This window comes from Pseudomonas putida (assembly GCF_028682395.1).
In the GTDB taxonomy this organism is placed as follows: domain Bacteria; phylum Pseudomonadota; class Gammaproteobacteria; order Pseudomonadales; family Pseudomonadaceae; genus Aquipseudomonas; species Aquipseudomonas putida_AB.
In genome coordinates this window covers 158,288-172,014 of the sequence record NZ_JANHLC010000012.1, presented here as the reverse complement: position 1 = coordinate 172,014, position 13,727 = coordinate 158,288, and the positions used below count along the sequence as shown (strand labels likewise).

The window sequence follows — 13,727 nt, the reverse complement described above, 5'->3', positions numbered from 1 at the left end:
TTGGCACAAGCGCAAGAACACCTCTTCAAGCTCTGAAACCTTGGCAAATGATATTTGCTCGGAGCCGTTCATGACTTGTAAAAACTTTAGATACCCTTGGTTGGCCTGCTCACAATTAGTCCGCCAAAACTCACGAAATGCGGCTATTTCGGCACCTTCAGCGGTCTGAAAAGCCACGGAAATTCGAGTTTTATCTTTGTGAAGATCTTGCAACTGCGTCATGGGATTCCTTATCAAAACTGCTCATGGGAAAGCAAAAAGTGTACGACAGACTTATACAGAGAGGGCAGCCAGAAAGCTAAAGCGCATCGCATAATGGACGTTATGGCTAAATTCAGCGCCGGGGCTGCGCGATTTTCCCGGCGCTAAATTCGTCGATCACGACGGCATAGCTACCATAACGTCACAGAAATTATGCGAACCTATGTGTGCAGAGCCTGGATCTCTGGCATGCCGCTTTTCACCAGCGTACGCTCTATCAGGTGGCTTTAGAACTTAAGCTTTGGTTGAACCTCAACAAATAGCCATCTGGATCAAGCACTAGGAAATTGAGTTGGCCGTGAAGATGATCATGGTCGCGATACCAGCGTTCCTCGATCGGTTTATGCAAAGGGTGGCCGGACTCTACAATTGCCGCAGCTAAGAGCGCGCTGTCAGGACACTCAATCGACAGGTTCAACCCTCTGCCAAATGGACGCTCCAAAGGACCTACTCGCCAAGGCGACTCATCTGGATAGTCTTCTTCAAGCATCAATTGACTGCCGCAGTATGAAAGAAACGCGAACTTGTCTTCTGGTCTGTCGTACTCAATGTTGAACCCCAGAATATGGCAGTAAAACCGCAAACTCTGTTGCAGATCAGAGACGATCAGCTCTGGAATCAGCGCATTCATTTTCATCATGGCATGCTCCTATTGATTTCAAAGGCATACAGCGACTATGCGGACTTTCCTACGTCAGCTGGCCCAGTCCAGCTTTCCGTTTATTGAGCCACTGGCATTGCGTCGGGTTTAGGCCGAATTGAACGCGCCATTCTCGATATTGGGTCCTGCAGTAACAGCCGGAAAAGCTGCCCGGCTGATACCCAAGTGCCGCTCAATTCAGCATTCGCGAACACAAGCCTAGGTATTTCAAATCAAGTGCATCGCAACCAGCGGCACTAACTGGCATGCAGACTGCTTGGAGTTTCCGGCAGCGGGCAGGCTGGTCAGGCAAATCATCGCCATTATTCGCTTGTGCACTCGTGCCGGTGGTTCTTCTCTATCCCAGTGCTCTGCCCTCCTCCTCGCCGCTGCCAGACTCCCCCGCTGCCTTGCGCCGTTTTTTTCGCACTGCTAGGGTGCTCTGACAATAATAAGCACTGGCCCTGCCCGGTTTTTGTCCGAGCAGGCGCATAAGGAAGGACAAGATGCGAATTACATCGCACGACAGCGCCGATGTGGATCAGCAGTTGGTCATGGCCGGTTGGCAGGAGCACTACCAGCAAATGTCGGCCGGCTATTTCCAAGGCAAGGTCGTGCATATGCAGCTGGACGGCCTCGAGGTGTATCAGGAGCAGATGAATACGCGCATTGAGCAGCATTTCCATGCGCCCGCCAATTCGCTGGTGTTCAGTTTCGATCTGCTGGGGGGCTCGCTTTATCTGCTCGATGAGGAAAGCCAGAACACCTGGATCACCCCGGAAAACTATAAGGAAGTTGCGGTGGTGATCGGCCCGCAGTACCTCAGGCAACTCGACTGCCTGAACACCGGGCGCCTGGATGGCCTGCTCCTGACACCGTTGGTTTCCCAGCAAAGCCAGATCTTCGGACGCTGGTTAAGCAGTACCCTTGAGCAACTGCTCTCGCAAGCCCGCTCGATGACGGGCGAAGACCTGGCGCAACAGTTGGTCGACGACTGCCTGTATATTCTCGACTGCCCCAGCCAGGCCCCTGACCCTGTCCTGCAAAAACATGCGGCCCATGATCGGCGCCTGATTCAGCGCGCATTCGACATGGTCATGGCCAGCCCCCAGGAGCACTTCAATGTGCTGCAACTGGCCAATGGCATTGGTGTCTCGGTGCGCCAATTGCAGCGCAGTTTCACTTCGTTCGCGGGCGCCTCGCCCAGCCAATGGCAGCGCATGCGCCGGCTGAACTTTGCCCGCCGCGACCTGCAACGCGCCAAGCCTGGTGATGCCAGCGTCGCCGAAGTGGCCATGCGCTGGTCGTTCTGGCACCTGGGGCGCTTCTCCCAAGACTATCGCAACTTCTTTGGCGAACTGCCCAGCAGCACGTTGCTGCGCACCCGCTAGATTCCAATCGCTTTTTGATCGCCTGAATCAACGCCCCAAAATGGGGCATTGATTCAGGCATGAATAGGATAGAAGCCTAACTATCTCCGATTGCACTATCACCTCGCAGCATGGATCCGGGCCGTTATCTGACGCTCGGGCATTTCCTTGTAAGAGGCGTTATGAAAGGCAATCTGGATCGACTCAGCCATTGGCTAAAAGAACACAAAATCACCGAAGTTGAGTGCCTAATTTCTGATCTGAGCGGCATTGCACGGGGCAAGATTTCGCCCACCAACAAGTTTCTCAACGAGCAAGGCATGCGCCTGCCCGAGAGCGTGTTGCTGCAGACCGTCACCGGAGATTACGTCGAGGACGATATCTACTACGAGCTTCTCGACGCCGCAGACATCGATATGCACTGCCGCCCGGATGAGGGCGCCGTGTTTATCGTGCCCTGGGCGCTGGAACCGACGGCCCAGGTGATCCACGACACCTACGACAAGCAAGGCAACGCGATCGAGCTGTCGCCGCGCAACCTGCTGAAAAAGGTCCTGAGCCTCTATACCGCCCGGGGCTGGAAGCCGATTGTCGCGCCGGAAATGGAGTTCTACCTGACCCAGCGCAGCGCGGACCCGGACTACCCGCTCAAACCGCCGATCGGTCGCTCCGGCCGCCAGGAAATCGGCCGCCAGTCCTACTCCATCGAAGCGACCAACGAGTTTGATCCGCTGTTCGAAGACATGTACGACTGGAGCGAAGCCCAGGGCCTGGATCTCGATACCTTGATTCACGAAGAAGGCACGGCGCAGATGGAGATCAACTTCCGTCACGGTGACGCGCTGTCCCTCGCGGATCAGATCACTATCTTCAAGCGCACCCTGCGCGAAGCTGCGCTCAAACATGACGTCACGGCCACCTTTATGGCCAAGCCGATGACAGGCGAACCCGGCAGCGCGATGCACGTCCACCAGAGCGTGGTGGACCTGGAAACGGGCGTCTCGGTGTTCTCCAACCCTGATGGCAGCATGAGCGAACTGTTTATGCACCATATCGGCGGCCTGCAAAAGTACATCCCCGATACCCTGCCGCTGTTCGCGCCCAACGTGAACTCATTCCGCCGCTTCCTGCCCGACACGTCGGCGCCGGTCAACGTGGAATGGGGTGAGGAAAACCGTACGGTCGGCCTGCGCGTACCAGATTCCGACCCGCAGAATCGGCGAGTCGAGAACCGCCTCGCCGGCGCCGATGCCAACCCCTACCTGGCGCTGGCCGGCAGCCTGCTGTGCGGGTACGTAGGCATGGTCGAAGGCGTAGAGCCAAGCCCGGCCGTGGTAGGCCGTGGTTATGAGCGCCGCAACCTGCGCCTGCCACTGACGCTGGAAGCGGCACTGGAATGCATGGAGCAGTCACAGATGGCCAACCGGTACCTGGGTGAGCGCTTTACCAAAGGCTATGTGGCGGTCAAGCGCGTCGAACACGAGAACTACAAGCAGGTCATCAGCTCCTGGGAACGCGAGTTCCTGCTGCTCAGCGTCTAGCCTGGCGCTGGTTTGGTTGAGCGCATCCTCACATGTACCCACAATAAGGACATATGAATGAAACGTATCGCCTTGAAACTGATGTTCACCACGCTGTGTACCCTGGGCGGCCAGGCGTCGGCCCAGGAGGTGGTGAATATCTACAACTGGACGGACTACATCGCTGAAACCACCCTCGCGGATTTCCAGCGGGATACGGGGATCAAGCCCACCTACGACGTGTTCGACTCCAATGAAACCCTGGAAGGCAAGTTGCTGGCCGGGCGCACCGGTTATGACGTCGTGGTGCCGAGCAACCACTTTCTCGGCCGGCAGATCAAGGCTGGGGCCTTTCGTGAGCTGGACCGGTCCCAACTGCCCAACTGGAAGAACCTGAACCCCGACCTGATGAAACGGCTGCAGGCCAATGACCCAGGCAACCAGTACGCCGTACCGTACCTGTGGGGCACCAACGGCATCGGCTACAACGTCGACAAGATCAAGCAGGTGCTGGGCGTCGACAGCATCGACTCCTGGGCCATGCTGTTCGAGCCCGAGAACCTGAAGAAACTCCAGGCCTGTGGCGTGGCCTTTATGGATTCGGCGGATGAAGTCCTGCCGGCCATGCTCAACTACCAGGGCCTCAACCCCAACAGCACGACCATCGCCGACTACAAGAAGGCCGAAGCCAAGCTGCTGACCCTGCGGCCCTACATCAGCTACTTCCACTCCTCCAAATATGTCTCGGACCTGGCCAACGGCAATGTCTGCATTGCCTTCGGTTACTCGGGCGATGTCTACCAGGCCATCAACCGGGCGAACGAGGCCGGGAACGGTGTGAAAGTCGCCTACGTGGTGCCTAAGGAAGGCGGCAACCTCTGGTTCGACATGTTGACCATTCCGGCCGATGCGAAAAACCCCGAGCAGGCGCACGCCTTTATCAACTACTTGCTCAAACCCGACGTGATCACCCAGATCAGCGAGTACGTCGGCTATGCCAACGCCAACGACCAGGCCACTGCGTTGATGGATGAGGAGGTCACCCGCAACCCTTCGATCTACCCGCCCGAATCCGTGCAGGCAAAACTCTACGTCTCCACCGAACTGCCCCCCGACGTTATGCGCTGGATGAACCGCTCCTGGAGCAAGTTGAAGTCCGGTCGTTAACCCTTGCGCCTGGCGTGCTCGCACGTCAGGCAACTGATAGGCAGTCCCTTATGACCTCCCCGTTATCTGCACCGCAGACGTACTACCACGCCACGCGAAACCGTCGACTTGACTGCCCTCCCCTGGAGGGTGCGGTCCAGTTTGATGTGTGCATCGTCGGCGCGGGCTTTACCGGATTGAACACCGCCATCGAGCTGGCTGAACGCGGCCTTTCTGTCATCGTGCTCGAAGCGCATCAGATTGCCTGGGGCGCCACGGGCCGCAACGGCGGCCAGTTGATTCGCGGGATTGGCGAGGGTCTCGATGTCCATGAAAAATACATCGGTCGTGAAGGCATCGAGGTGCTTGAGCAACTGGGGCTGGATGCGGTCGATATTGTTCGCCAGCGCATCCAGGATCACGGCATCGAGTGCGACCTGCGCTGGGGCCATTGCGAGCTGGCCAACACCCCTCGCCACTTCGAGAACCTGCAGGCGCAATACCAGGCCCTGACGGACCAGGGTTATCCGCACCCATTCGAGCTGGTCGAACAGCGGGATATGCATCGGGTGGTGGGTTCCGATCGTTATGTCGGCGGGCTGATCGATGCCGGCTCCGGGCATCTGCATCCACTCAACCTGGCCCTGGGCGAAGCCGCGCTAGCACAGCACCTCGGCGTGCGGTTGTGCGAGAACAGTGCCGCGGTGCGAATCGAGTACGGCAACCGCGTACGCGTGCACACCGCTAAGGGTGTCGTCAGCGCCGCGACACTGGTGTTGGCCGGCAATGCCCATCTGGGGGATCTGGAACCGGCGCTGAGCGGCAAGGTCCTGGCGGCCGGCAGTTATGTGGTGACCACCGAACCGCTGAGCGCTGATCTTGCCGCTGCGCTGATTCCGCAAAACCGTGCCCTCTGCGACCAGCGTGTGGGGCTCGACTATTACCGGCTAACGGCTGATCAACGCTTGCTGTTTGGGGGCGCCTGCCACTACTCGGGACGCACGCTCAAGGATGTCGCGAGCTATATGCGCCCCAAGATGCTGGAGGTTTTCCCGCAACTGGCCGAGAAGAAAATCGACTTCCAGTGGAGCGGCATGATTGGCATTGGTGCCAATCGCTTGCCCCAGATTGGTCGCCTGCCGGCGCACCCGAATGTGTTCTACGCCCAGGCCTACGCCGGCCACGGGCTCAACACCACGCATATGGCGGCACGACTGGTCGCCGAAGCCATCTGCCTGGATCACAGCAAAGGCTTCGAACTGTTCGCCAGCGTGCCCCATATGACCTTCCCCGGCGGGAAGTTGTTGCGCTCGCCGTTGTTGGCGCTGGGCATGCTCTGGTATCGGCTCAAGGAAGTAGCAGGTCATTGATGTGAGCACCCTCCCCTTAAAAAAACACCAATAAAGGATTCTCCCATGAGGCAATTTACCCCGTGTGTGCTGGCCGCCCTGTTCTCGCTGACCTCGCTGCAAGCCCTGGCCGCCGCTGACCTGGTGTTCACCAATGGCCAGGTTTTCACCGGCGTCCCCGGTCAGGGCCTGGCCCAGGCCGTAGCCGTGGAAAACGGCAGGATTGTCACGGTCGGCAGCGATGCCCAGGTCAATGCCCTTGCCGACGCCAAGACCCAGCGCATCGACCTGGCCGGCAAGGTTCTAATGCCAGGCATGATTGACACCCATAGCCACGGCGTCTTCGGTGGTTTCGCCAGCCTCGGGGCCAACCTGTACGACGAAGTCAAGCCGGTGCCCGAACTTGAGCAATGGATCATCGAGCAGGACAAGGCCGGCAACGCCAGGGCGGGCGATGTGATCAGCATTGCTGGCGCCAGTTCGGCCTATTGGGAGAAGGCCCGTGACCTGGGAAAAACCTTCAATCAGGGCCGTTGGTTGGCGCAACCGGTCGTCTTGATCGGCATCGACGGCCACACCGGCTGGGCCAACAACGCCATGCTCAAGCGTGTGCAGATCGATGCGGCGCTGGTCAAAAGCCTACCGGCCAATGAGCAGGCTTATATTGGCCATGAAGCCGACTTCACCCCCACCGGGTACTTTGCCGAATCGCGTTGGGACCAGGTCCGCGCGGCCATCCCTGCGCCCAGCCAGGCAGTCATGCTGAAGGCCACCCGCGAAGCGGTCAAAATCAACAATGGATATGGCGTCACCGCCTGGATGGACGCCGCGTCGAACGCCACCAGCGAAGATTCGCTGTTCGACTTTACCGCCACCGAACAGACCTACGGGGTGCTACCGCTCTACCGGGCATTGGCCGAAAAAGGCGAACTCAGTGCGCATGTTGCGGCCTTGATGCTGGTGAACTCCAAGAGCAAGCCAGCTGACCTGGAAGTCATCGCCAAGGTCATGCAGAAGTTCGAAGGCGTACCTAACCTGACGTTCCCCGGGATCAAGGTGTTTGCCGACGGTATTCTCGAGTTTCCCGGACAGACCGCCGCCGTGCTTAATCCCTACAAGAACAGCCACAAGAACGGTCAGTTGTTGATCGAGCCGGAGCATTTTGGTGAGCTGGTGGTCGCGGCGGAAAAACGTAACTGGCGGGTGCATGTCCACGCCGTCGGCGATCGGGCCGTACGCGAAGCGCTGAACGGCTTTGCCTATGCACGCCAGCAAACCCCGGCGCCCGTGGCCCACAGCATTTCTCACTTGCAGATGGTCAACCCCCAGGACTTTCCACGCTTCAAGGCGTTGGGCGTGATCGCCTCCATGCAACTGCTGTGGGCCACCGCCGAGAGCTACACCGAGGAGTTGGTCAAACCCTATATCAGTGCCGCCGACTTCAGTTACCTGTACCCAGCCAAATCGTTACACGACGCCGGCGCAACCATTGCCGGTGCTAGCGACTGGCCGGTATCGAGCCCCAATCCGTGGAACGCCATTGCCCAGGCCAGTACCCGCAAAGGCCCCTTGGGCGTGCTCAATGCCAAGGAAAGCCTGGATCGCCAGACCCTGTTCTACGGCTACACCCTCAATGCGGCCAAAGCCCTGGGGCTGGACACGCAGATCGGCTCCCTGGAAGCGGGCAAGCAAGCTGACCTGATCATCCTTGATCGCGATGTGTTCAAGGTCAGTGACGACGAGCTGTTCGACACCAAGGTGCTGAAAACCTACTTCGCCGGCAAGCAGGTCTACGCCCCCGAAGCCTGATCCACACCGCTCACGCCAATCCATGCCTGACGCCGTGCCATGCGCGGCGCTGGGCACGGCCGTGCCTGAAATCCCAATAAAAAAAAACGCAGTGAGTAAGAGAGTCCCTATGAAAGCACTATCTGTTTTTATGTTTGCCGGTCTTGCTCTGACGCCCCTGATAAACGCCCAAGCCGTGCCGCTCAACGACAGCTTCGAGCTGGTTATCACGCCCCTCCTGACCAGCGACTATCGGGCCAGTGGTATTTCCCAGACGTTGGGCGATCCAGCCGCACAGTTGGCCGTCACCCTCAACCATGCGAGCGGCCTGTACGCCGGGGTCTGGACCTCGAATGTCAACTTCGGCTATGGCTCCAAGACGCGCCAGGAGCTCGAGTACTACGGTGGCTACTTCTGGCAGATCAACGAAAACATCAGCCTGGACACCTTCTACACCCGCTATGAGTTCCCTCGTGAAAGCGACTACAACCAGAGCGACGTCCAGACCCTGCTGGATGTGTACGGCGTTCTGCTTGGGGCGAAGTACGTCAACAACATGAAAGGCCCGGACTACGAAGATGAGGACGGCAATGTCTACAAGGGCAAAAAGGACGAGGATGTCGCTTCTTTTCTGATCGGTTATCGCACCGTACTGCCCGCTGAGTTCGGTCTGGAAGCGCGCTATGAATACGTCGACTACAAGGACGATGTGTTCTTTACCGATAGTGGCAAGGGCCGCGGCGACTACTACAACTGGGAAGTTAAACTCAGTCGTGAATTTGTCGGCGTCGACTGGGCACTGAGTTACATCGATTCCGATCTGTCGAAAGCGGAATGCGCCAGCTTCACCGGATTTGACGATCTGTGCGGGGCTACGCTGGTGGCCAGCGCCAGCAAAACCTTCTAACCCCCCACCCTCGGGATGCCCGGTGCAGGGCATCCCGAGCGCGGTTCACCTTGAACGGCCGACCATTAGTCCGTTGTTCAAGGGCTTTCCCCGAGCCTCCCCCACTGCTCCCTCGATAGAATCCAGCGAAGTAAAAGCGCAAATGTAGTGCCTATAAAAAAACACTACAAAGCCGTTGACGGCGCCATTTCGTAATTGCATTATGAGGCCGTCTCCCCCATCGGGAGCATTGGCAACGGTGTTGTGGGAATGTTCGAACAGCCGCGAGCGTTTCCCGGATATGTACTGCTCATAAGGCAGATTGATGAAACTGACCTGGCAAAATCGTCGAGACCGGACGAGGCGCTGGCGAAACGACCTTATGATGCACGGGACTGATTTTTTGGGTTTACCTGCGTTATTCCGGTCTTCGCCACCCCTCCTCTGCTTTTCAACGTGAATATGTAGCTGGCTTTCCAGCAGGCTACATGGTCCAGGTTCAGGGACGTCTATGCATCCCGTCGACAGCACCTGCCGTCCCATTTGTAGGGCCATGCATCACTGGCCGATTTGGCGACGTGCTTGAGCGAATCGAAAAGACAGTTCAACGAGTGGTCAAGGAGCTTGGAAATGAATTTGAATAATCAACCTACTATCAACGAAATGGCTGAACTGTTCGCATCGCACAAAGATAGCCACGACAGCCATATCCTTTGGGTCTGTGATTCGGGCAAGGTCCACATCGATTGCCTGTCGCCCTGTGCCGCGGAAGAGGACTTCAGCCAGAAGCATCCGCAGATGCGGGCTCGGTTGAAAATGTACCGCCGGGGCCACGGCTATGTCGGCAAGAAGGCCGCCGCCGACAAGGACTTCATCGGCCGGGTGCTGCAGACCCTGCAACGTGAATGGCCGGCAGCACGAGACCAGTCTGGCATCCGGGTGATTGACAGCTACTGCTGATCCTCCCTCTCAGCGGCAGAGGCGCTACGCGCGAGCGCCTCTGCTTTCTCGACCTGATCGGCCAGGGCCTGATCGCGCAGCAGCAACTCACGGCTTAATCGCTGCGCTTCGCGAGCCCCCTCCTCGACCATGCCGGTCAATTGACCAACCTCCTGCAACAACCCTTCCACTCTTTGCTCCATCACGTGCCGGGCACCCTGCGCCTGGGCAATCTGCGCCTTCAACCCGCCCGCCTCTGCTGCCAGACGCTCGATGCTCGCGTCCTGCTGCGCGTACAACCTGGATTGCTGACGCGCCTCGGTCAGCAGCCGTTCATTGTCGCGGTTGAGTTGCGTCAATTCATCCTGCTTGACGATCTGTGTCTGCTGTAACTGGCGCAGTTCCAACTGCAACTGCTGAACCTGGCCTTCGTGCCGGCGTTGTTCCTGTTCGCGCTGCATCTGCACTGCGCCTCGGTAATGTTCCAGCGCTTCACGGGCATGGCGGTGCTTTTCTTCCAATGACTGAATGTGCTCGTCCTTGTCTTTCAGGCGAACTTCAAGGTCCGCGCAGGATTGGCTCAGCCGTGCATTGCGCGTGAGTTCGGTCTGCAGCGTGGCCTGGCTGGTCTGCAATTGAGCGGACTCGTTGTGCAAGGCGCTCTGTTGTATCGCGAATTGCTGCTCCAACGTTTGCAGCGCGGCCTGGCATTCCAATAGCTGCCCTTGCAGGTGTTGCTGCTGGGTATCGAAGCGGATCTGGGCCTGATCGATCTGCTCCTGCCCCTCCTCTTTCAAGCGCTCGGCCAGGCGTGACACCAGTTCGCCAAGTTCCTGGCTAAGCCCTTCCTGGGCGCTACGCAATGGCTGCGCGCTGTCCTCCAGCTCCTTGAGATAGCGATGGATCGTGGTCTTCGAGCCGGTATTACCCAGCTCCACCCGTACCGCATCGATACTGGGATGCTCGCCACGCGCCAGTATGGCCTGCCGGGCTTTCTGCACATTGACCTTGTTTACACCGCCGCGTGCCATAGGATTCTCCGTCGATTTCATACTGTATTACGTACCATGTAATTACATATTAAATTGACGATAAGTAAAGCATTTACTCGCTAATTTTAAGATGGAATAATTGAGCGTTATCGCATGTGAATGCCCCAATGGCCGCCGCAAGCCCCCTCCTGGAGTACGTTTGGCATGAAGCAGCGCAGATGAATAAGGCCGACCGCTATTTGCAGGCGGCGACTCGGGAGAACACGCGACGTAGCTATCGCGCGGCCGTGGAGCACTACGAGGTGACCTGGGGCGGCTTCCTGCCCGCCACCGGCGATGGCATCGTGCGCTACCTGGCCGAGTACGCCGACCAGCACAGCATCAGTACGCTCAAGCAGCGCCTGGCAGCGCTGGCTCAATGGCATATCACCCAGGGATTTCCCGATCCCACCAAGACGCCCGTCGTCCGGCAGATGATCAAAGGCATTCGCGCCGTGCATCCCGCTCGGGAGAAGCAGGCCCCACCCCTGTTGATTCGTGATCTGGAACAAACCATTCGCTGGCTGGAAGACCAGGCTCGCCTGGCTTACGGGCGCCATGACCACGCCAGCGTGCTGCGCTGCCGCCGTGACTGCGCACTGATTCTGATTGGTTTCTGGCGGGGCTTTCGCAGCGATGAGCTGTCGCGTCTGCGTGTCGAGGACATCCAGGCACAGCCCGGTACGGGGATTACGTTCTACCTGGCCCGCAGCAAGGGCGATCGTCAGAACCTGGGCACGACCTTCCATACCCCGGCACTGAAAAAGCTCTGCCCGGTCGAGGCCTACAGCGCCTGGATCACCAGCGCCGGTATAGCCCATGGCCCGGTGTTTCGCCGCGTGGACCGCTGGGGGCATCTGGCCGAAGAAGGGCTTAATGCCAATAGCCTGATCCCGCTGTTACGGCGCACCTTCGAGCAGGCCGGCGTGGATGCGACGCGGTACACCAGTCACTCCCTGCGACGCGGATTCGCCACCTGGGCCACGGCAAACGGTTGGGATATCAAAGCATTGATGAGTTATGTTGGCTGGAAGGACGCCAAGTCAGCCCTACGCTATGTCGAGGCGTCGGCGTCCTTTGCTGGGCTAGCGCTTATACCCAAAGCGCTGAACTGAGGCGAATAGCAAAGAGCTTAGTCCCGCCTAGGTAGTTCATAGTTATAAGCGTCTGACGTGTGAATACGACGGACTGTCATCCTCCCGCGCTTATAGCTGTCTTGATAGCCGGAGATGGGCCAAAACTGCTGTTTAAACCAGTTGGAGAATTGCTTTCTATCAGTGAACTGTATTTCGCCATGCGCGGGATCGAACAGACAGATAAGCGATCCCTCTCCCTTGATCTCCCACCATGTTGCAATGGTATGAGTTCTTATTGCACCACCGGGACCAGGGCTGGCTCTGCCATGGAGTGTGAAAAGTTTATATTCGTCGATGTCGCTATTAAACACCTCCTCCAGCAGCGAGTAACCGCTAAGGATAGGCTTCTGGGGAGCGCGCTTTTTTTCAAGGCCATGCTTTTCCAGTAATGCTCCGAGCGATACTTTACCTCCCCCAACTCCCCATAGATTTGCCTTGAACGCATTAACCCAGGCGGCTCCAGTTTCTCGGGATGAGGAATCAATCCGGCCGGATTCAAAATGATGTGCGACCCAAAATCCACAAGGCCCAAACCCCCAATCGCCACCAGATGAATATTTGAGCAAGTGATGCGACACGTCGGACAAATCAAGTGATACTTCCCCGCCGACGCTCCTCAGTGTGCCAAATAACCGCTCACTGAGGCTGCGGGCTTTAGAGGGGTTGCTCGCTTGACGAACAACGCTAATATCAAACGCATTGTAACGTTTCTCATAACCGGCCAGTTGGGAGAACAGCCACTCAAACCATTCGATGAACTTTCGCTGGTCGATGAACTGGAATTCACCAAACGCTGGATCGAACAGGCTGATTGGCGAGTTTTTTTTCAGATTTCCCGGCCAGATGGCAATGGTATGTTGCGGTTGCGCACCTTTGGGCGCCTGGGGGGCTTTGCCATAAAAGGTGATGACCCTGTAACCCTCGCTATCGCTTTGGAACACTTCTCTCATCATTCTGTCAAGAAGGCCAACCTGCGCAGGCACTACGCCCCCAGGCCAAGGAGCAGACGCTGGCGTGTGCGCATTATGCTCACTTGGAGGCACCAGACTTTCTTGAGGCATTTGAATCAGTTGTGCTGCTTCACTGGCTGAACAGTCTATTTCCAGGTCACGGCTCCCCAACCACTCGACCAATCCGACCCTGACGCCGCAGGGGTTAGCCAGAACATTGGGTTGATGTGCTTTGAGAGTTTCGGTCAACTCTGCTGCTGTTTTTCGGGCTGCTTCCCCTTTTATTATACGGAAGCTGTTGGCATGCTGCGCGACCCAAAAACAGCTGGGGATAAGAGTCCAATCACCATTTTTCTGCGCGTACCCGTGTAGTAATTGCTGAGAAGAACCCGAAAGTTCCAGTACTCGCCCCCCCCAAGTACCATTGAGTGAATCCGATATTATTTCGCTGGTGCGATCACAGCGCTTGGCCAGGACTTTTTGCCCTAGCTGGACGTTGACTGATGAGTTACTCGTTTTTTTGAAGGAAAAACCCTTTCTTACTAAGTGGCCCACCTTAACGGAAGAACATAAAATACCGCCTAGTCGGGCAGGGCCAACGGATCCTTTAAAGTGCGCGGCATGCTTAAAGGCATCTGCCTCGCTCGTGCTGAAAGAAGTGGACGGTGTGTTTTGAATACAACTAGGCATAGCTTTTTCCTGAGTTTTTAC

The 13,727-nt window shown here is 57.5% G+C and carries 12 protein-coding genes; 8 read left to right on the top strand and 4 right to left on the bottom strand.

Annotation, left to right across the window (positions count from 1 at the left end; all coding sequences use genetic code 11):
* Together NPS46_RS23175 and NPS46_RS23170 are read right to left on the bottom strand one after the other, a co-directional pair.
* Positions 1-222 (bottom strand): hypothetical protein (locus tag NPS46_RS23175; RefSeq protein WP_274111380.1); only part of this gene is annotated, 222 nt, incomplete at its 3' end.
* A gap of 256 nt (positions 223-478) precedes the next feature.
* Complete coding sequence (locus NPS46_RS23170; protein ID WP_274111378.1) at positions 479-901, bottom strand: bleomycin resistance protein; 423 nt, start codon at positions 899-901, stop codon at positions 479-481.
* A gap of 506 nt (positions 902-1,407) precedes the next feature.
* Here NPS46_RS23170 and NPS46_RS23165 point away from each other — a divergent pair.
* From NPS46_RS23165 to NPS46_RS23135, 7 genes are all read left to right on the top strand, one after another.
* Entirely contained in the window at positions 1,408-2,292 is an 885-nt protein-coding gene (locus NPS46_RS23165; RefSeq protein ID WP_274111377.1) for a helix-turn-helix domain-containing protein, read from the top strand.
* 161 nt (positions 2,293-2,453) lie between these two features.
* Complete coding sequence (locus tag NPS46_RS23160; RefSeq protein WP_274111375.1) at positions 2,454-3,812, top strand: glutamine synthetase family protein; 1,359 nt, start codon at positions 2,454-2,456, stop codon at positions 3,810-3,812.
* 81 nt (positions 3,813-3,893) lie between these two features.
* Positions 3,894-4,958: a polyamine ABC transporter substrate-binding protein gene (locus NPS46_RS23155; RefSeq protein WP_274111390.1), complete on the top strand. Its 1,065-nt coding sequence runs from the start codon at positions 3,894-3,896 to the stop codon at positions 4,956-4,958.
* A 50-nt stretch (positions 4,959-5,008) separates the two neighbouring features.
* The gene (locus NPS46_RS23150) at positions 5,009-6,307 is read left to right on the top strand and encodes an NAD(P)/FAD-dependent oxidoreductase (protein WP_274111372.1); all 1,299 of its coding nucleotides are present in this window, start codon (positions 5,009-5,011) and stop codon (positions 6,305-6,307) included.
* 45 nt (positions 6,308-6,352) lie between these two features.
* Positions 6,353-8,095 (top strand): amidohydrolase, encoded by a 1,743-nt coding sequence (locus NPS46_RS23145; protein WP_274111370.1) that lies wholly within the window; start codon positions 6,353-6,355, stop codon positions 8,093-8,095.
* Between the two features lie 109 nt (positions 8,096-8,204).
* Positions 8,205-8,981 carry a TorF family putative porin gene (locus NPS46_RS23140; RefSeq protein ID WP_274111368.1) on the top strand — a complete coding sequence of 259 codons (777 nt, stop codon included), beginning with the start codon at positions 8,205-8,207 and terminating at the stop codon, positions 8,979-8,981.
* Positions 8,982-9,590: 609 nt separating this feature from the next.
* The gene (locus NPS46_RS23135) at positions 9,591-9,920 is read left to right on the top strand and encodes a hypothetical protein (RefSeq protein ID WP_274111366.1); all 330 of its coding nucleotides are present in this window, start codon (positions 9,591-9,593) and stop codon (positions 9,918-9,920) included.
* On the opposite strand, the gene NPS46_RS23130 is transcribed toward NPS46_RS23135, so the two are convergent.
* Complete coding sequence (locus NPS46_RS23130; protein ID WP_274111364.1) at positions 9,911-10,930, bottom strand: DNA-binding protein; 1,020 nt, start codon at positions 10,928-10,930, stop codon at positions 9,911-9,913. The genes NPS46_RS23135 and NPS46_RS23130 overlap by 10 nt on opposite strands.
* A 179-nt stretch (positions 10,931-11,109) precedes the next feature.
* Between NPS46_RS23130 and NPS46_RS23125 the strand changes: the two genes are divergently transcribed.
* A complete protein-coding gene (locus NPS46_RS23125) occupies positions 11,110-12,045 on the top strand; it encodes a site-specific integrase (protein WP_274111362.1) in 936 nt (311 codons plus the stop codon).
* 17 nt (positions 12,046-12,062) lie between these two features.
* Here the strand turns inward: NPS46_RS23125 and NPS46_RS23120 are convergent, their stop codons facing one another.
* Positions 12,063-13,706: a YopT-type cysteine protease domain-containing protein gene (locus NPS46_RS23120; protein ID WP_274111360.1), complete on the bottom strand. Its 1,644-nt coding sequence runs from the start codon at positions 13,704-13,706 to the stop codon at positions 12,063-12,065.
* Between the last annotated feature and the right edge of the window lie 21 nt (positions 13,707-13,727).

Excerpts from the sequence above, each read along its gene's own strand:
- NPS46_RS23170 (WP_274111378.1), bottom strand. The coding sequence starts at position 901 with ATGATGAAAATGAATGCGCTGATTCCAGAGCTGATCGTCTCTGATCTG.
- NPS46_RS23165 (WP_274111377.1), top strand. The coding sequence starts at position 1,408 with ATGCGAATTACATCGCACGACAGCGCCGATGTGGATCAGCAGTTGGTC.
- NPS46_RS23160 (WP_274111375.1), top strand. The coding sequence starts at position 2,454 with ATGAAAGGCAATCTGGATCGACTCAGCCATTGGCTAAAAGAACACAAA.
- NPS46_RS23155 (WP_274111390.1), top strand. The coding sequence starts at position 3,894 with ATGTTCACCACGCTGTGTACCCTGGGCGGCCAGGCGTCGGCCCAGGAG.
- NPS46_RS23150 (WP_274111372.1), top strand. The coding sequence starts at position 5,009 with ATGACCTCCCCGTTATCTGCACCGCAGACGTACTACCACGCCACGCGA.
- NPS46_RS23145 (WP_274111370.1), top strand. The coding sequence starts at position 6,353 with ATGAGGCAATTTACCCCGTGTGTGCTGGCCGCCCTGTTCTCGCTGACC.
- NPS46_RS23140 (WP_274111368.1), top strand. The coding sequence starts at position 8,205 with ATGAAAGCACTATCTGTTTTTATGTTTGCCGGTCTTGCTCTGACGCCC.
- NPS46_RS23135 (WP_274111366.1), top strand. The coding sequence starts at position 9,591 with ATGAATTTGAATAATCAACCTACTATCAACGAAATGGCTGAACTGTTC.
- NPS46_RS23130 (WP_274111364.1), bottom strand. The coding sequence starts at position 10,930 with ATGGCACGCGGCGGTGTAAACAAGGTCAATGTGCAGAAAGCCCGGCAG.
- NPS46_RS23125 (WP_274111362.1), top strand. The coding sequence starts at position 11,110 with ATGAATAAGGCCGACCGCTATTTGCAGGCGGCGACTCGGGAGAACACG.
- NPS46_RS23120 (WP_274111360.1), bottom strand. The coding sequence starts at position 13,706 with ATGCCTAGTTGTATTCAAAACACACCGTCCACTTCTTTCAGCACGAGC.